The 16,960-nt window shown below is 58.0% G+C and carries 27 protein-coding genes; 26 read left to right on the top strand and 1 reads right to left on the bottom strand.

Going from position 1 to position 16,960, the window contains the following annotated elements; translation table 11 throughout:
- The first annotated feature begins 5 nt into the window (after positions 1-5).
- The 26 genes from rplB (at position 6) to bfr (ending at position 13,997) form a co-directional block, all read left to right on the top strand.
- Complete coding sequence (gene rplB, locus KH389_RS24280; protein WP_078481646.1) at positions 6-830, top strand: 50S ribosomal protein L2; 825 nt, start codon at positions 6-8, stop codon at positions 828-830.
- Between the two features lie 16 nt (positions 831-846).
- The gene (gene rpsS, locus KH389_RS24275) at positions 847-1,122 is read left to right on the top strand and encodes a 30S ribosomal protein S19 (protein ID WP_002555486.1); all 276 of its coding nucleotides are present in this window, start codon (positions 847-849) and stop codon (positions 1,120-1,122) included.
- A gap of 11 nt (positions 1,123-1,133) precedes the next feature.
- Positions 1,134-1,466: a 50S ribosomal protein L22 gene (rplV, locus tag KH389_RS24270; protein ID WP_213606401.1), complete on the top strand. Its 333-nt coding sequence runs from the start codon at positions 1,134-1,136 to the stop codon at positions 1,464-1,466.
- 13 nt (positions 1,467-1,479) lie between these two features.
- Positions 1,480-2,166, top strand: coding sequence for a 30S ribosomal protein S3 (gene rpsC, locus KH389_RS24265; protein ID WP_010220308.1), 687 nt, complete (start codon positions 1,480-1,482; stop codon positions 2,164-2,166).
- A gap of 12 nt (positions 2,167-2,178) precedes the next feature.
- Complete coding sequence (rplP, locus tag KH389_RS24260) at positions 2,179-2,592, top strand: 50S ribosomal protein L16 (RefSeq protein WP_003255479.1); 414 nt, start codon at positions 2,179-2,181, stop codon at positions 2,590-2,592.
- Entirely contained in the window at positions 2,592-2,783 is a 192-nt protein-coding gene (gene rpmC / locus KH389_RS24255) for a 50S ribosomal protein L29 (protein ID WP_002555481.1), read from the top strand. Before rplP ends, rpmC begins: the two co-directional genes overlap by 1 nt.
- Before the next feature lie 2 nt (positions 2,784-2,785).
- A complete protein-coding gene (gene rpsQ / locus KH389_RS24250; protein ID WP_008374160.1) occupies positions 2,786-3,052 on the top strand; it encodes a 30S ribosomal protein S17 in 267 nt (88 codons plus the stop codon).
- Between the two features lie 23 nt (positions 3,053-3,075).
- Positions 3,076-3,444, top strand: coding sequence for a 50S ribosomal protein L14 (gene rplN, locus KH389_RS24245; protein ID WP_002555479.1), 369 nt, complete (start codon positions 3,076-3,078; stop codon positions 3,442-3,444).
- Positions 3,445-3,455: 11 nt separating this feature from the next.
- Positions 3,456-3,770: a 50S ribosomal protein L24 gene (gene rplX / locus KH389_RS24240; RefSeq protein WP_008374158.1), complete on the top strand. Its 315-nt coding sequence runs from the start codon at positions 3,456-3,458 to the stop codon at positions 3,768-3,770.
- 20 nt (positions 3,771-3,790) lie between these two features.
- Entirely contained in the window at positions 3,791-4,330 is a 540-nt protein-coding gene (gene rplE, locus KH389_RS24235) for a 50S ribosomal protein L5 (RefSeq protein ID WP_043861930.1), read from the top strand.
- Positions 4,331-4,343: 13 nt separating this feature from the next.
- Positions 4,344-4,649 carry a 30S ribosomal protein S14 gene (rpsN, locus tag KH389_RS24230; RefSeq protein WP_043861929.1) on the top strand — a complete coding sequence of 102 codons (306 nt, stop codon included), beginning with the start codon at positions 4,344-4,346 and terminating at the stop codon, positions 4,647-4,649.
- A gap of 208 nt (positions 4,650-4,857) precedes the next feature.
- Positions 4,858-5,250 (top strand): 30S ribosomal protein S8, encoded by a 393-nt coding sequence (rpsH, locus tag KH389_RS24225; protein ID WP_010220313.1) that lies wholly within the window; start codon positions 4,858-4,860, stop codon positions 5,248-5,250.
- Positions 5,251-5,262: 12 nt separating this feature from the next.
- A complete protein-coding gene (gene rplF, locus KH389_RS24220; RefSeq protein ID WP_043861928.1) occupies positions 5,263-5,796 on the top strand; it encodes a 50S ribosomal protein L6 in 534 nt (177 codons plus the stop codon).
- A 10-nt stretch (positions 5,797-5,806) separates the two neighbouring features.
- Positions 5,807-6,157: a 50S ribosomal protein L18 gene (gene rplR / locus KH389_RS24215; RefSeq protein ID WP_043861927.1), complete on the top strand. Its 351-nt coding sequence runs from the start codon at positions 5,807-5,809 to the stop codon at positions 6,155-6,157.
- A 3-nt stretch (positions 6,158-6,160) separates the two neighbouring features.
- Positions 6,161-6,661, top strand: coding sequence for a 30S ribosomal protein S5 (gene rpsE / locus KH389_RS24210; protein WP_043861926.1), 501 nt, complete (start codon positions 6,161-6,163; stop codon positions 6,659-6,661).
- A 2-nt stretch (positions 6,662-6,663) separates the two neighbouring features.
- A complete protein-coding gene (rpmD, locus tag KH389_RS24205) occupies positions 6,664-6,840 on the top strand; it encodes a 50S ribosomal protein L30 (protein WP_010220317.1) in 177 nt (58 codons plus the stop codon).
- 3 nt (positions 6,841-6,843) lie between these two features.
- Positions 6,844-7,278 carry a 50S ribosomal protein L15 gene (gene rplO / locus KH389_RS24200; protein WP_010220318.1) on the top strand — a complete coding sequence of 145 codons (435 nt, stop codon included), beginning with the start codon at positions 6,844-6,846 and terminating at the stop codon, positions 7,276-7,278.
- A complete protein-coding gene (secY, locus tag KH389_RS24195; RefSeq protein ID WP_043861925.1) occupies positions 7,279-8,610 on the top strand; it encodes a preprotein translocase subunit SecY in 1,332 nt (443 codons plus the stop codon). It begins immediately after the preceding gene.
- A 28-nt stretch (positions 8,611-8,638) separates the two neighbouring features.
- Positions 8,639-8,755, top strand: coding sequence for a 50S ribosomal protein L36 (gene rpmJ, locus KH389_RS24190; RefSeq protein WP_002555468.1), 117 nt, complete (start codon positions 8,639-8,641; stop codon positions 8,753-8,755).
- A gap of 131 nt (positions 8,756-8,886) precedes the next feature.
- Positions 8,887-9,243 carry a 30S ribosomal protein S13 gene (rpsM, locus tag KH389_RS24185; protein WP_043861924.1) on the top strand — a complete coding sequence of 119 codons (357 nt, stop codon included), beginning with the start codon at positions 8,887-8,889 and terminating at the stop codon, positions 9,241-9,243.
- 30 nt (positions 9,244-9,273) lie between these two features.
- On the top strand, positions 9,274-9,663 hold the full coding sequence (gene rpsK / locus KH389_RS24180; protein WP_002555466.1) for a 30S ribosomal protein S11: 390 nt from the start codon (positions 9,274-9,276) through the stop codon (positions 9,661-9,663).
- Between the two features lie 15 nt (positions 9,664-9,678).
- Entirely contained in the window at positions 9,679-10,299 is a 621-nt protein-coding gene (rpsD, locus tag KH389_RS24175) for a 30S ribosomal protein S4 (protein WP_043861923.1), read from the top strand.
- Between the two features lie 22 nt (positions 10,300-10,321).
- Complete coding sequence (locus KH389_RS24170) at positions 10,322-11,323, top strand: DNA-directed RNA polymerase subunit alpha (RefSeq protein ID WP_003186012.1); 1,002 nt, start codon at positions 10,322-10,324, stop codon at positions 11,321-11,323.
- A 43-nt stretch (positions 11,324-11,366) separates the two neighbouring features.
- Positions 11,367-11,753 carry a 50S ribosomal protein L17 gene (gene rplQ, locus KH389_RS24165; RefSeq protein ID WP_002555463.1) on the top strand — a complete coding sequence of 129 codons (387 nt, stop codon included), beginning with the start codon at positions 11,367-11,369 and terminating at the stop codon, positions 11,751-11,753.
- A gap of 175 nt (positions 11,754-11,928) precedes the next feature.
- Positions 11,929-13,377, top strand: a complete 1,449-nt coding sequence (locus KH389_RS24160) for a catalase (protein ID WP_043861922.1) — start codon at positions 11,929-11,931, stop codon at positions 13,375-13,377.
- Positions 13,378-13,532: 155 nt separating this feature from the next.
- Positions 13,533-13,997: a bacterioferritin gene (gene bfr / locus KH389_RS24155; RefSeq protein WP_043861921.1), complete on the top strand. Its 465-nt coding sequence runs from the start codon at positions 13,533-13,535 to the stop codon at positions 13,995-13,997.
- 99 nt (positions 13,998-14,096) lie between these two features.
- Here bfr and uvrA read toward each other — a convergent pair whose 3' ends face one another.
- Positions 14,097-16,931: an excinuclease ABC subunit UvrA gene (uvrA, locus tag KH389_RS24150; protein ID WP_043861920.1), complete on the bottom strand. Its 2,835-nt coding sequence runs from the start codon at positions 16,929-16,931 to the stop codon at positions 14,097-14,099.
- Positions 16,932-16,960 lie beyond the last annotated feature (29 nt).

Raw genomic sequence — 16,960 nt, 5'->3', positions numbered from 1 at the left:
GCATCATGGCAATCGTTAAATGCAAACCGACTTCCCCTGGCCGCCGTTTCGTGGTCAAGGTGGTCAACAAGGAGCTGCATAAAGGCGCTCCTCACGCACCGCTGCTCGAGAAGAAATCGAAGTCTGGTGGTCGTAACAACAATGGCCGCATCACTACGCGTCACGTAGGTGGTGGTCATAAGCAGCATTACCGTATGGTCGACTTCCGTCGCAACGACAAGGACGGCATCGTCGCCACTGTCGAGCGTATCGAATACGACCCGAACCGTACTGCTCACATCGCACTGCTCTGCTACGCAGACGGCGAGCGCCGCTACATCATCGCCCCTAAAGGCGTGAGTGCTGGCGACCAGCTGATCGCAGGTGCTCTGGCTCCAATCAAGCCAGGCAACTCCCTGCAACTGCGCAACATTCCAGTGGGTAGCACCATTCACGGCATCGAACTGAAGCCGGGCAAAGGTGCACAGATCGCTCGTTCCGCTGGTGCTTCGGCTCAGCTGATCGCTCGCGAAGGTGTCTATGTGACCCTGCGTCTGCGCTCTGGTGAAATGCGTAAAGTCCTGGCTGAGTGCCGTGCGACCCTGGGCGAAGTCTCGAACTCCGAGCACAGCCTGCGTTCGCTGGGTAAAGCTGGTGCCAAACGCTGGCGTGGCGTTCGCCCAACCGTTCGTGGTGTTGCCATGAACCCGGTTGACCACCCACATGGTGGTGGTGAAGGTCGTACCTCCGGTGGTCGTCATCCGGTATCGCCATGGGGCTTCCCGACTAAGGGCGCGAAGACTCGTGGTAATAAGCGTACCGACAAAATGATCGTCCGTCGTCGCAAGTAAATAGAGGGATACGACAGTGCCACGTTCTCTGAAAAAAGGTCCTTTTATCGATCTTCACCTACTGAAGAAGATCGAAGTGGCGGCGGAAAAGAACGATCGCAAACCAGTTAAGACCTGGTCGCGCCGTTCGATGATCCTGCCACAAATGGTCGGTCTGACCATCGCGGTACACAACGGTCGCCAACACGTCCCAGTTCTCGTGAACGAAGACATGGTCGGCCATAAACTGGGCGAGTTCGCCGGTACCCGCACCTACCGCGGGCACGTGGCTGACAAGAAAGCCAAGCGTTAAGGGGTAAGGAAATGGAAGTAGCCGCTAAGTTGTCGGGCGCTCGCATCTCCGCCCAGAAAGCCCGCTTGGTCGCCGACCAGTTCCGCGGGAAGAAGGTGGGCGAAGCGCTCAACCTGTTGGCCTTCAGCAGCAAAAAAGCCGCTGAAATCATGAAGAAAGTCCTCGAGTCGGCCGTAGCCAACGCCGAGCATAACGAAGGCGCAGACGTTGATGACCTGAAGGTCTCCACCGTTTTCGTCAACGAAGGGCGTTCGCTGAAGCGCATCATGCCGCGTGCCAAAGGCCGCGCTGATCGCATCGTCAAGCGGTCTTGCCATATCACTGTCAAGGTTGCGGACAAGTAACGGAGTCGATCAGATGGGTCAGAAAGTACATCCCACTGGCATTCGCCTGGGAATCGTCAAGGAGCACACCTCCGTCTGGTACGCAGACGGTCGGACTTATGCGGACTATTTGCTCGCAGATCTGAATGTGCGTGAGTACCTCCAAGACAAACTAAAAAGCGCGTCCGTTAGCCGTATCGATATCCATCGTCCGGCTCAAACTGCACGCATCACCATCCACACCGCTCGTCCAGGTATCGTTATCGGGAAGAAAGGTGAAGATGTTGAGAAACTGCGTCAGGACCTGACCAAGCAAATGGGTGTGCCTGTGCACATCAATATCGAAGAGATCCGCAAGCCGGAACTCGACGGTATGCTGGTAGCTCAGAGCGTAGCTCAGCAGCTGGAGCGTCGTGTGATGTTCCGTCGCGCCATGAAGCGCGCCGTACAGAACGCCATGCGTATTGGTGCCAAGGGCATCAAGATCCAGGTGAGCGGTCGTCTCGGCGGTGCTGAAATCGCACGTACTGAATGGTATCGCGAAGGTCGTGTGCCACTGCACACCCTGCGTGCCGACATCGACTATGCCACTTACGAAGCTCACACCACTTACGGTGTGATCGGTGTGAAGGTTTGGATTTTCAAAGGCGAAGTTATTGGTGGTCGCCAAGAAGAACTGAAACCACAAGCACCAGCGCCTCGTAAAAAAGCTGCTAAGTAAGGGGTACGCCAAATGTTGCAACCAAAGCGTACAAAATTCCGCAAGCAGATGACTGGCCACAACCGTGGTCTGGCACTGCGCGGTAGCAAAGTCAGCTTCGGCGAGTTTGCTCTGAAAGCTGTTGCTCGCGGTCGTCTCACCGCTCGCCAGATCGAATCGGCACGTCGTGCCCTGACCCGTCACGTAAAACGTGGCGGCAAGATCTGGATCCGTGTATTCCCGGACAAGCCGATCTCCAAGAAGCCTCTCGAAGTGCGGATGGGTAAAGGTAAGGGTTCCGTGGAGTACTGGGTTGCCCAGATCCAGCCAGGCAAGGTCCTGTACGAGATCGAGGGTGTTTCTGAAGAGCTGGCGCGTGAGGCATTCGCCTTGGCGGCTGCAAAGCTGCCTCTCGCCACCTCCTTTGTTAAGCGGACGGTGATGTGATGAAAGCGAATGAACTTCGTGAAAAATCAGCACAGCAGCTGAACGAGCAACTGCTCGGCTTGCTGCGCGACCAGTTCAATCTGCGTATGCAGAAGGCAACTGGCCAGTTGGGGCAGTCGCACCTGCTCTCGCAAGTTAAGCGTGACATCGCTCGCGTGAAAACTGTGCTCAACCAGCAGGCAGGTAAGTGATCATGGCTGAAGCTGAAAAAACCGTCCGTACGCTGACTGGCCGTGTCGTCAGCGACAAGATGGACAAAACCATCACCGTACTGATCGAGCGTCGCGTAAAGCACCCGATCTACGGTAAATACGTTAAGCGTTCGACTAAGCTGCACGCGCACGACGAAACCAACCAGTGCCACATCGGCGACAAGGTCTCCATCCGCGAGACTCGTCCGCTGGCCAAGACCAAGTCCTGGGCACTGGTTGAAGTTCTCGAACGCGCTGTTGAAGTCTAAGGGCTAGGGGTCGGAGAAATTTTATGATTCAGACTCAATCCATGCTCGATGTGGCCGATAACAGCGGCGCTCGTCGCGTCATGTGCATCAAGGTGCTCGGCGGTTCGCACCGTCGCTACGCCGGTATCGGTGACATCATCAAGGTAACCGTCAAGGAAGCAATTCCTCGCGGTAAAGTGAAGAAAGGCCAGGTGATGACTGCTGTTGTAGTCCGCACTCGCCACGGTGTCCGTCGTGCTGACGGCTCCATCATCCGCTTTGATGGCAATGCTGCTGTTCTGCTGAACAACAAGCAAGAGCCGATCGGCACCCGTATCTTTGGGCCAGTGACCCGTGAACTTCGTACTGAGAAGTTCATGAAGATCGTCTCGCTCGCCCCAGAAGTGCTGTAAGGAGATCCGACATGCAAAAGATTCGTCGTGACGACGAGATCATCGTGATCGCCGGCAAAGACAAAGGTAAGCGCGGTAAGGTGCTCAAGGTTCTCGCTGACGACCGTCTGGTCGTTGGTGGGATCAACCTGGTGAAGCGTCATACCAAGCCTAACCCTATGTCGGGCGTACAAGGCGGTATCGTCGAGAAAGAAGCGCCACTGCACGCTTCCAACGTCGCCATCTTCAACGGCGAAACCAACAAGGCTGACCGCGTTGGTTTCAAAGTAGAAGAAGGCAAAAAAATTCGTGTCTTCAAGTCGACCCAAAAAGCGGTTGATGCTTGAACACTGCTAGGTAGAAGACCATGGCACGACTGAAAGAGATTTACCGGAAGGAAATTGCTCCCAAGCTTAAGGAAGAACTTAAGCTGGCGAACGTGATGGAAGTTCCGCGCGTTACCAAGATCACCCTGAACATGGGTCTGGGCGAAGCTGTCGGCGACAAGAAAGTCATCGAGCACGCTGTAGCTGACCTCGAGAAGATCACCGGTCAAAAAGCCGTTGTGACTTTCGCTCGGAAATCCATCGCGGGCTTCAAAGTCCGTGAGGGCTGGCCGATCGGCGTCAAAGTCACTCTGCGCCGTGATCGTATGTACGAATTCCTGGACCGCCTGCTGGCGATCTCCCTGCCTCGGGTTCGCGACTTCCGCGGCCTGAATGCCAAGTCCTTCGACGGTCGTGGCAACTACAGCATGGGCGTGAAAGAGCAGATCATCTTCCCGGAAATCGACTACGACAAGATCGATGCTCTGCGCGGTCTGGACATTACCCTGACCACCACTGCTCGTACGGATGACGAAGGTCGCGCTCTGCTGCGCGCTTTCAAATTCCCGTTCCGCAACTGATTGGAGTAGGAAAATGGCCAAGAAGAGCATGAAAAACCGCGAGCTGAAGCGTCAGCTCACGGTTGCTAAATACGCCAAGAAGCGTGCTGAGCTCAAAGCTACCATCGTTAATCTGAATGCAACTCCAGAAGAACGTTGGGCAGCCTCGATCGCTCTGCAGAAGCAGCCACGTGACGCAAGCGCCTCGCGCATGCGTAACCGCTGCCGCATCACCGGTCGTCCACACGGCGTTTACCGCAAGTTCGGCCTCGGCCGTAACAAGCTGCGTGAAGCAGCAATGCGCGGTGACGTTCCAGGTCTGGTCAAAGCCAGCTGGTAAGACGTACCGGCAGGGCCCTGGCGGCGGGGGAGTGATCTTCCGACCGCCGGTGATCTTGCAACGAAACAAGCCCCTTATGGGGCTTGTTTCGTTTCTGGGATGTGTCTAGAATGACCGGCTCACCTGAGCCCGGGTTTTTTGCCCGTTGTGTTCAGGTGACTGTAGTAGCCGAAAGGCTAATTTTTCTTGTATCAGGAGCGTCTAGCCCATGAGTATGCAGGACCCGTTAGCGGACATGCTAACTCGAATCCGTAATGCCCAGATGGCTGAAAAGTCCGTCGTAAGCATGCCGTCCTCGACCCTGAAGGTGGCTGTAGCCAAAGTTCTGAAAGACGAAGGTTACATCGCGGGTTATCAGGTCAGCAGTGAAGTCAAACCTTCGCTGTCCATCGAGCTGAAATACTTCGAAGGCCGTCCGGTCATCGAGGAAGTCAAGCGCGTAAGTCGTCCAGGCCTGCGTCAGTACAAGTCCGTCGAAGAACTGCCGAAAGTACGTGGCGGTCTGGGCGTGTCTATCGTCTCCACCAACAAAGGTGTGATGACTGATCGTGCTGCGCGCGCTGCCGGTGTCGGCGGCGAAGTACTCTGCACAGTGTTCTAAGGGGGGATAAGCATGTCTCGCGTCGCTAAGAACCCCGTTAAGCTGCCAGCCGGTGTCGAAGTCAAATTCGTCGGCCAACAGCTTTCGGTGAAGGGTGCCAAGGGCACTCTCGAACTGAACGTTCACTCGTCCGTTGAAGTTGTTGAAGAAGCTGGTGAGCTGCGTTTCGCTGCTCGCAACGGCGACCAACAAACTCGCGCAATGGCCGGCACTACCCGTGCACTCGTGAACAACATGGTCCAGGGCGTAAGCCAAGGCTTCGAGCGCAAGCTCCAGCTGGTCGGTGTTGGTTACAAGGCGCAAGCCAAGGGCACCGTGCTGAACCTGGCGCTCGGCTTCTCGCACCCAGTGGATTATGAACTGCCTGAGGGCATCACCGCTGAGACCCCTAGCCAGACCGACATCCTGATCAAGGGTATCGACAAGCAGCTGGTAGGTCAGGTGGCCGCTGAAATCCGCGACTTCCGTCCACCAGAGCCGTACAAAGGCAAGGGTGTGCGTTACGCGGACGAAGTCGTCCGTCGTAAAGAAGCCAAGAAGAAGTAGGGCATAGCAAATGACCGACAAAAAAGTTACTCGACTGCGTCGCGCTCGCAAAGCACGCCTGAAAATGCACGAACTCGAAGTCGTGCGTCTCTGCGTGTTCCGCTCCTCGCAGCACATCTATGCCCAGGTCATTTCGGCCGACGGCAGCAAAGTCCTGGCCAGCGCCTCGACTTTGGACAAAGACCTGCGTGATGGCGCCACTGGCAACATCGACGCGGCCACTAAGGTTGGCAAGCTGGTAGCTGAGCGCGCGAAAGCCGCCGGTGTATCTCAAGTTGCCTTTGACCGTTCTGGCTTCAAGTACCACGGCCGCGTTAAAGCGCTGGCAGATGGTGCTCGTGAAGGCGGACTGGAGTTCTAAGTTATGTCAAATAACGATCAAAAGCGCGACGAAGGCTACATCGAGAAGCTGGTTCAAGTTAACCGCGTAGCCAAAACCGTAAAAGGCGGCCGTATCTTCACCTTCACCGCGTTGACCGTGGTAGGTGATGGCAAGGGTCGCGTTGGTTTCGGCCGTGGCAAATCGCGCGAAGTACCTGCTGCGATCCAGAAAGCCATGGAAGCTGCCCGTCGCAACATGATTCAGGTAGACCTGAACGGCACCACTCTGCAGTACGCCACCAAGTCCGCCCACGGCGCTTCGAAGGTGTACATGCAGCCTGCTTCCGACGGTACCGGTATCATCGCCGGTGGCGCGATGCGTGCTGTCCTGGAAGTTGCTGGCGTTCAGAACGTCCTGGCCAAGTGCTACGGCTCGACCAACCCAGTGAACGTGGTTCATGCCACTTTCAAGGGTCTGAAGGCTATGCAATCTCCTGAATCCATTGCTGCCAAGCGCGGCAAGAGCGTCGAGGAGATCCGCTGATCATGGCTACCGTCAAAGTAACGCTGATCAAAAGCACCGCCGGCCGTCTCCCTAACCACAAACTGTGTGTTAAGGGTCTGGGTCTGCGCCGCATCGGTCACACTGTAGAAGTCCTGGATACTCCCGAGAATCGCGGGATGATCAACAAGGCTTACTACATGCTGCGCGTCGAGGGTTAATCGATGAAACTCAATGATCTGAGTCCAGCGCCGGGTTCCCGTCGCGAGAAGCATCGTCCGGGTCGTGGTATCGGTAGTGGTTTGGGCAAGACCGGTGGCCGTGGCCACAAAGGTCAGACCTCCCGCTCCGGTGGCACCATCGCTCCAGGCTTTGAAGGCGGTCAACAGCCGCTGCACCGTCGTCTGCCGAAATTCGGCTTCGTTTCCCTGAAAGCCATGGACCGCGCAGAAGTGCGTCTGTCCGAGTTGGCCAAAGTGGAAGGCGACGTTGTCACCGTGCAATCCTTGAAGGATGCCAACGTGATTAACCAAAACGTACAGCGTGTGAAAATCATGCTGTCCGGCGAAGTTACTCGCGCGGTCACCATCAAGGGTATCGCAGCCACCAAAGGTGCGCGTGCGGCTATCGAAGCAGCTGGCGGCAAGTTCGAGGAATAAATGGCTAAGCAAGGTGCTCTCTCTTCGCTCGGTAAAGGCGGGATGTCTGAACTTTGGGCTCGTCTGCGTTTTCTGTTTCTGGCGATCATCGTCTATCGGATAGGCGCACACATCCCAGTTCCAGGCATCAACCCGGACCGGCTGGCGGAACTGTTTCGACAGAATGAGGGGACCATTCTTAGCTTGTTCAACATGTTTTCCGGCGGCGCGCTGGAACGGATGAGCATCTTTGCACTGGGGATCATGCCGTACATTTCGGCATCGATCATCATGCAGCTGATGACCGCCGTCAGCCCGCAGCTGGAGCAGTTGAAGAAGGAAGGTGAAGCTGGCCGTCGCAAGATCAGCCAGTACACCCGCTACGGCACCGTTATCCTGGCGCTGGTCCAGGCTGTTGGCATGTCCATCGGCCTGGCCGGTCAGGGTGTAGCGTTTTCTGCTGACTTTGGCTTCCATTTCGTCGCTGTCTCCACGTTTGTGGCGGGTGCGATGTTCATGATGTGGCTGGGTGAGCAAATCACGGAGCGCGGTGTAGGCAACGGTATCTCGATGTTGATTTTCGCAGGTATCGTCGCCGGTCTTCCGAGAGCAATCGGGCAGTCTTTCGAGTCTGCACGTACGGGCGATATCAACATTTTCGCTCTGGTCGCTATCGGTTTGCTGGCAGTAGCGATTATCGGTTTTGTGGTGTTCATTGAGCGTGGTCAGCGTCGAATCGCCGTTCACTACGCCAAGCGTCAGCAGGGCCGCAAGGTCTTCGCTGCGCAGACTAGCCACTTGCCGCTGAAGGTGAACATGGCCGGGGTCATCCCAGCCATTTTCGCAAGCAGCATTTTGCTGTTCCCGGCTTCGCTGGGTGCCTGGTTTGGTCAGTCTGAAGGTATGGGCTGGCTGCAGGACATCTCGCAGTCGATCGCTCCTGGTCAGCCGTTGAATATTCTGCTGTTTAGTGCAGGGATTATTTTCTTCTGCTTCTTCTATACGGCGTTGATGTTCAATCCGAAAGACGTAGCGGAAAACCTGAAGAAGTCCGGTGCCTTTATTCCGGGCATCCGTCCAGGCGAGCAGTCGGCGCGCTACATTGATGGCGTTCTGACCCGCTTGACCATGTTCGGTGCTCTTTATATGACGGCCGTGTGTCTGTTGCCCCAGTTCCTGGTGGTAGCGGCAAACGTTCCGTTCTACCTTGGCGGGACCTCGTTGCTGATTGTGGTAGTGGTTGTGATGGACTTCATGTCCCAAGTACAATCGCACCTCGTTTCGCACCAGTACGAATCCCTGATGAAGAAAGCCAACCTGAAAGGCTACGGTGGCAGCGGAATGCTGCGCTGAGAGACCCTTAAGGTTCGAGGAGTTGGTGATGAAAGTTCGTGCATCGGTGAAAAAGCTGTGCCGTAACTGCAAAATTATTCGCCGCGAAGGTGTTGTGCGAGTGATTTGCAGCGCGGAACCACGTCACAAGCAGCGCCAAGGCTGAGTGTGATCTGTGCTTCAAACCCAGCAGCTAGTGCGCTGCTGGGTTGATTATTTGTTTCTACAGCGATATTATCTCGCGCCCTATTTCTTGGCTTCCGGGGCGTAGGTAGCTGTCAATTGGAGTCCCACTGAATGGCCCGTATTGCAGGCGTTAACATTCCAGATAACAAGCACACTGTTATCTCGCTGACCTACATCTATGGTGTCGGTCGCACAACTGCACAGAAAATCTGTGCAGACACTGGGGTCAACCCAGCCGTGAAGATCAAAGATCTGAGCGACGAGCAGATTGAACAGCTGCGTAGCGAAGTTGCGAAGTTCACCACTGAAGGTGACCTGCGTCGCGACATCAACATGAAAATCAAGCGGTTGATGGACCTGGGTTGCTACCGCGGCCTGCGTCATCGTCGGGGTCTGCCAGTACGCGGTCAGCGTACCAAGACCAACGCGCGTACCCGTAAAGGTCCGCGTAAGCCGATCCGCAAGTAATCGCACCAGCGAATCGACAGGAATATAGACATGGCAAAACCTGCTGCTCGTCCTCGTAAAAAAGTTAAAAAGACAGTGGTTGATGGCATCGCCCACATCCATGCGTCCTTTAACAACACCATCGTGACCATTACCGATCGTCAAGGTAACGCCCTGTCCTGGGCTACCTCCGGCGGTTCGGGTTTCCGCGGTTCCCGCAAGTCCACCCCGTTCGCTGCTCAAGTAGCTGCTGAGCGTGCTGGTCAAGCTGCGCTGGAATATGGTCTGAAGAACCTCGACGTCAACGTCAAGGGTCCAGGTCCAGGTCGTGAGTCCGCTGTTCGTGCTCTGAACGGCTGTGGCTACAAGATCGCCAGCATCACCGACGTGACGCCAATCCCGCATAACGGGTGCCGTCCGCCGAAGAAGCGCCGCGTGTAATCAGGAGACAGATAAATGGCACGTTACATTGGTCCAAAATGCAAACTGTCTCGTCGTGAAGGCACCGATCTGTTCCTGAAGAGCGGCGTTCGCGCTCTGGAATCGAAGTGCAACATCGAAGCAGCCCCAGGTATTCACGGTCAGCGCCGCGGTCGTCAGTCCGACTACGGCACCCAGCTGCGTGAAAAGCAAAAAGTCCGTCGTATCTACGGCGTGCTCGAGCGTCAGTTCAGCGGTTACTACAAGCAAGCGGCCTCCTCGAAGGGCGCTACTGGTGAGAACCTGCTGCAACTGCTCGAATGCCGTCTGGATAACGTCGTTTATCGTATGGGCTTTGGCGCTACTCGTGCCGAATCCCGTCAGCTGGTTTCGCACAAAGCGATCAGCGTTAACGGCAAGACTGTAAACGTTCCGTCCTACCAAGTTCGTCCGGGTGACGTGGTCGCGGTTCGCGAGAAGTCGCTGAACCAGCTGCGCATTGTTCAAGCCCTTGAACTGTGCGCCCAGCGTGGCCGCGTTGAGTGGGTAGATGTAGACACCGCGAAGAAGTCGGGCGTTTTCAAGAACGTTCCTGCTCGCAGTGATCTGTCTGCCGACATCAACGAAAGCCTGATTGTCGAGCTCTACTCCAAGTAAGGGCTAGAAAATAGGTGCATCCATGCAGATTTCGGTAAATGAGTTCCTGACGCCCCGCCACATCGATGTGCAGGTCGTCAGTCCAACCCGCGCTAAAATCACTCTCGAGCCTCTCGAGCGTGGTTTTGGCCATACCCTGGGCAACGCGCTGCGCCGCATCCTGTTGTCCTCCATGCCTGGCTGTGCAGTAGTCGAGGCCGAGATCGACGGTGTACTCCACGAGTACTCCGCCATCGAAGGTGTTCAGGAAGACGTCATTGAAATCCTGTTGAACCTGAAAGGCCTGGCTATCAAACTGCACGGTCGTGACGAAGTTACGCTGACCTTGTCGAAGAAGGGTTCGGGGGTGGTTACCGCTGCCGATATTCAGCTGGATCATGATGTCGAGATCGTTAACCCCGATCACGTAATCGCTAACCTGGCGTCCAATGGCGCCTTGAACATGAAGCTCACCGTAGCTCGTGGTCGTGGTTATGAACCGGCCGATTCGCGTCAGAGCGATGAAGACGAAAGCCGCAGCATTGGTCGCTTGCAGCTCGACTCTTCGTTCAGCCCGGTTCGCCGTATCGCATACGTGGTGGAAAACGCCCGTGTCGAGCAGCGTACTAACCTGGACAAGCTGGTTATTGATCTGGAAACCAACGGTACTCTGGATCCTGAAGAGGCAATCCGTCGTGCTGCAACCATCCTGCAACAGCAGTTGGCTGCATTCGTCGACCTCAAGGGTGACAGCGAACCAGTGGTAGTCGAACAGGAAGACGAGATCGATCCGATCCTGCTTCGTCCGGTTGACGATCTGGAATTGACCGTGCGTTCGGCCAACTGCCTTAAGGCGGAGAACATTTACTACATCGGCGACCTGATTCAGCGTACCGAAGTAGAACTGTTGAAGACTCCGAACCTGGGCAAGAAATCCTTGACCGAAATCAAGGACGTTCTGGCCTCCCGTGGTCTGTCCCTCGGCATGCGCCTCGACAACTGGCCGCCTGCAAGTCTTAAGAAGGACGACAAGGCGACTGCCTGATCGTCGTAATCACCGAACGTAGTGTTTGGTAAGGAATGAACCCATGCGTCATCGTAAAAGTGGACGTCACCTGAGCCGTACCAGCTCTCACCGTAAGGCCATGTTCCAGAACATGGCGGTGTCGCTGTTCGAGCACGAGCTGATCAAAACTACTCTGCCAAAAGCCAAGGAACTGCGCCGCGTTGCCGAGCCGCTGATCACCCTGGCCAAGGAAGACAGCGTTGCTAACCGTCGTCTGGCTTTCGACCGTACCCGTTCGAAAGAAATCGTCGGTAAGCTGTTCAACGATCTGGGCAAGCGCTATGCCACCCGTCAGGGCGGCTACCTGCGTATCCTCAAGTGCGGTTTCCGCGCTGGCGATAACGCACCTATGGCGTACGTCGAGCTGGTTGATCGTCCTGTTGGTGGCTCGGTTGAAGCTGCTGAGTAAGGCGAACAGTCTGTAACAAGGAACCGGGCCCAGTGCCCGGTTTTTTGTTTCTGCATGAATTGAAATAATCTATTGATCTCAGTCATGTAATGAATTTGATGGTGTCATGTTCCTGGTCGATACTTCTGCCTACGCCGATTAGCCGGCCGCAAAAGTCTGATTAAGGAGAGAGTGCATGAGCCAGAACAAAACGCTGACCACCGCCAGTGGCGCGCCGGTCGCCGACAACCAGAACTCGCGTTCGGCAGGCCCGCGGGGTCCGTTGTTGCTGGAAGACTTCCACCTGATTGAAAAGCTTGCGCACTTCAACCGCGAGAACATCCCTGAGCGCCGTGTGCACGCCAAGGGGTCGGGTGCCTATGGCACGTTCACCGTCAGCCGCGATATCACCCAGTACACCTGCGCCAAGCTGTTCAGCAGCGTCGGCAAGCAGACCGAGACCTTCCTGCGTTTCTCCACCGTGGGTGGCGAGCGGGGTTCGGCCGATACCGAGCGTGACCCTCGGGGTTTTGCACTCAAGTTCTACACCGAGGAAGGCAACTGGGACATCGTGGGCAACAACACGCCGGTGTTCTTCATCCGTGATCCGTTGAAGTTCCCGGACTTCATCCACACCCAGAAGCGCCTGCCTCAAAGCAACCTGAAAAGCCCGCAGATGATGTGGGACTTCTGGTCGCATTCGCCCGAATCGCTGCACCAGGTCACCATCCTGTTTTCCGACCGCGGCATCCCGGACGGTTACCGTCACATGCACGGTTTCGGCAGCCACACCTACAGCCTGATCAACGCACAGGGCCAGCGTACCTGGGTCAAGTGGCACTTCAAGACCAAGCAGGGCATCAAGAACTTGGCGCCTGCCGAGGCGGCCCGCCTGGCCGGTACCGACCCGGATTACGCCCAGCGCGACCTGTTCGAAGCAATCGAGCGCGGTGACTTCCCGAAATGGAGCGTGTGCATCCAGGTCATGAGCGAAGCCGAGGCCGCCAGCCGTGCCGAGAACCCGTTCGACGTGACCAAGACCTGGTCGCAGAAGGACTATCCGCTGATCGAGGTGGGCGAACTGGAGCTCAACCGCAACCCGCTCAACTACTTTGCCGAAGTCGAGCAGGCCGCGTTCGGCCCCAGCAACATGATCCCCGGTGTGGGGCTGTCGCCAGACCGCATGTTGCAGGGCCGCGTATTCGCCTACGCAGACGCTCACCGTTACCGTGTGGGTACCAACCACCAGCAACTGCCGGTAAACGCCCCACGCAGCCCGGTGAACAGCTACCAGCGCGATGGTTCGATGGCTTTTGGCAGCAACGGCGGTGCGGCGCCCAACTACGAGCCCAACAGCTACGCCGACGCACCCAAGCAGGCCCCGCAGTACGCTGAGCCTGCACTGGCCCTCGGTGGCGCAGCAGACCGTTACGATCATCGTGAAGACACCGACTACTACAGCCACGCCGGTGCGCTGTTCCGCCTGATGAACGATGAACAGAAGGCCCTGCTGATCGCCAATATCGCCGGCACCATGGCCAGCGTCTCGCGCGATGTGGTGGAGCGTCAGCTGCAGCACTTCTTCAAGGCCGATCCGGCCTACGGAGGGGGAATCGCAAAGGCATTGGGTCTCAATCTGGCCTAAGTCGAAGTGATAAGAAGAACCGCCCTCATCTGGGCGGTTTTTCAATGCAATTGACTACTGTTTACCCACTTTTTTAGCGGTTTTAGCGCAATTTGCAGTGACCTTACAGTCATCCTGGTTCAAACTATGGCTTTCACACAGGGAGAGTCAGGGCAATGCAAGGTCACCCGGACGTAATCGATTATCTCAACACGTTGCTGACGGGCGAACTGGCGGCACGTGACCAATACTTCATCCACTCGCGCATGTACGAAGACTGGGGCTTCAGCAAGCTCTACGAGCGTATCAACCACGAGATGGAAGAAGAGGCACAACACGCCGACGCCCTGATGCGCCGCATTCTCATGCTCGAAGGCACCCCGCGCATGCGCCCGGACGACCTGGACATCGGTACCACCGTGCCCGAGATGATCGCCGCCGACCTGCGCCTTGAGTACAAGGTGCGCGCTGCGCTGTGCAAAGGCATCGAGCTGTGCGAGCTGCACAAGGACTACGTCAGCCGTGACATCCTGCGCGTGCAGTTGGCCGACACCGAAGAAGATCACACCTACTGGCTGGAGAAGCAGCAGGGTCTGATCAAGTCGCTGGGCCTGGAGAACTACCTGCAATCGCAGATGTAATCCGCCGCGCAACGAAAAAGGCCATCGGGGCGTACCCGATGGCCTTTTTTTGTGCCCGCATGCCGCTGTGCAGGAGCCGGCAAGGCCGGCTCCTGCAGTTCAGGCCCGGTCGCGCGCCAGCAGCGGCTTGAGGTAATACCCCGTGTGCGACTGCTTCATCTCGGCCAGCTCCTCCGGCGTGCCGCAGGCGATGATCTGTCCGCCCTTGGAGCCGCCTTCCGGCCCAAGGTCCACCAGCCAGTCGGCGGTCTTGATCACGTCCAGGTTGTGCTCGATCACCACCACGGTGTTGCCGTGGTCACGCAGGCGATGCAGCACGTCCAGCAGTTGCTGGATATCGGCAAAGTGCAGGCCAGTGGTCGGCTCATCGAGGATGTACAGCGTCTTGCCCGTATCGCGCTTGGACAGCTCGCGTGACAGCTTGACCCGCTGCGCCTCACCACCGGACAGGGTGGTCGCCGACTGGCCCAGCTTGATGTACGACAGGCCCACGTCCATCAGCGTCTGCAGCTTGCGCGCCAGTGCCGGCACCGCATCGAAGAACTCGCGGGCTTCCTCGATGGTCATTTCCAGCACCTCGTGGATGTTCTTGCCCTTGTACTTGATCTCCAGCGTTTCGCGGTTGTAACGCTTGCTCTTGCACACGTCGCACGGCACGTAGATGTCGGGCAGGAAGTGCATCTCGACCTTGATCAGGCCATCGCCCTGGCACGCCTCGCAGCGCCCGCCCTTGACGTTGAACGAGAAACGCCCTGGCCCGTAGCCGCGCGAGCGCGACTCCGGCACGCCGCTGAACAGCTCGCGGATCGGCGTGAACAGCCCGGTGTAGGTCGCCGGGTTGGAGCGCGGTGTACGCCCGATCGGGCTCTGGTCGATATCCACCACCTTGTCCAGGTGCTGCAGGCCATCGCAGCTGTCGTGGGCCGCAGCTTCCAGCGTGCTGGCACCGTTGAGCGCGGTTGCCGCCAGTGGGAACAGGGTGTTGTTGATCAGCGTCGACTTGCCCGAACCGGACACGCCGGTCACGCAGGTCAGCAGGCCGATCGGGATCTCCAGGTCGACGTTCTGCAGGTTGTTGCCGCGTGCGCCCTTGAGCTTGAGCGACAGCTTCTTGTTGCGCGGGGTGCGCTTGGCCGGCACGGCGATCTTCACGCGGCCCGACAGGTACTTGCCGGTCAGCGAGTCCGGGTGCGCCATCACCTCGGCCGGGGTGCCCTCGGCCACGATCTGGCCGCCATGCACGCCCGCGCCCGGGCCGATATCCACCACGTAGTCGGCCATGCGGATGGCGTCCTCGTCGTGCTCCACCACGATCACCGTGTTGCCGATGTCGCGCAGGTGATTGAGGGTGCCCAGCAGGCGATCGTTGTCGCGCTGGTGCAGGCCGATGGATGGCTCGTCGAGAATGTACATCACCCCCACCAGGCCGGCGCCGATCTGGCTGGCCAGGCGGATACGCTGGGCCTCGCCGCCCGACAGGGTATCGGCGCTGCGATCCAGCGTCAGGTAGTCCAGGCCCACGTTCACCAGAAACTGCAGGCGTTCGCAGATTTCCTTGAGGATCTTGTCGGCGATCTCGCCACGGCGCCCGGTCAGCTTGAGGCCGCCGAAGTAGTCGCTGGCATCGCCGATCGGCAGGTTGGTAACCGCCGGCAGGGTCTTCTCGCCCACCCACACATGGCGCGCCTCGCGGCGCAGGCGGGTGCCGCGGCAGTCGGGGCAGGGCTGGGTGCTGAGGAACTTGGCCAGCTCTTCACGCACGGTGGCCGATTCGGTCTCGCGGTAGCGCCGCTCCAGGTTCGGCACGATGCCCTCGAAGGGGTGCGAGCGCTTGACGATATCGCCCCGGTCGTTGAGGTACTTGAAGTCGACGTTGTGCTTGCCACTGCCGTTCAGGATCACCTTCTGCTGGTCGGCCGGCAGCTCGTTGAACGGCACCTCCAGGCTGAACCCGTAATGCGCGGCCAGCGAGCCGAGCATCTGGAAGTAATACACATTGCGCCGGTCCCAGCCGCGAATCGCGCCCTCGGCCAGGGTCAGCTCGCCGTTGACCAGGCGCTTGATGTCGAAGAACTGCTTCACGCCCAGGCCGTCGCAGGTCGGGCAGGCGCCGGCCGGGTTGTTGAAGGAGAACAGCTTGGGCTCCAGCTCGCTGATCGCGTGGCCGCAGATCGGGCAGGCGAAGCGCGCCGAGAAGATCATCTCTTCACCCGGCTCGTCGTCCATCGGCGCCACCAGGGCGATGCCATCGGCCAGCTTAAGGGCCGTCTCGAACGATTCGGCCAGGCGCTGCTGCAGGTCGTCGCGCACCTTGAAGCGGTCGACCACCACATCGATGCTGTGCTTCTTCTGCTTGTCGAGCTTGGGCAACTCGTCCAGCTCGTACAGCTTGCCGTTGACCCGGGCGCGCACGAAGCCCTGGGCACGCAGCTCTTCGAACACCGCCAGGTGCTCGCCCTTGCGCTCGCGAATCACCGGAGCCAGCAGCATCAGCTTGCTGCCCTCGGGCTGGGCCAGCACCAGGTCGACCATCTGGCTGACAGTCTGGGCTTCGAGCGGGATGTCGTGGTCGGGGCAGCGTGGGGTGCCCACACGGGCATACAGCAGGCGCAGGTAATCGTAGATCTCGGTGATGGTGCCCACGGTCGAGCGCGGGTTGTGCGAGGTCGACTTCTGCTCGATCGAGATGGCCGGCGACAGCCCCTCGATGGTGTCGACGTCTGGCTTTTCCATCATCGACAGGAACTGGCGGGCATACGCCGACAGCGATTCCACGTAGCGACGCTGGCCTTCGGCGTAGAGGGTGTCGAACGCCAGCGATGACTTGCCGGACCCGGACAGACCGGTGATGACGATCAGTTTGTCCCGGGGCAGGGTCAGGTCGATGTTCTTAAGGTTGTGGGTACGTGCCCCACGTATCAGGATCTTGTCCACTGCGGCCTCGCTTGGCGGGCATAAACGGA

This window comes from Pseudomonas qingdaonensis (assembly GCF_018398475.1).
Taxonomy (GTDB): domain Bacteria; phylum Pseudomonadota; class Gammaproteobacteria; order Pseudomonadales; family Pseudomonadaceae; genus Aquipseudomonas; species Aquipseudomonas palmensis.
Note: the sequence above shows the minus strand (reverse complement) of the source record. Positions and strands in the feature narration are given on the sequence as shown.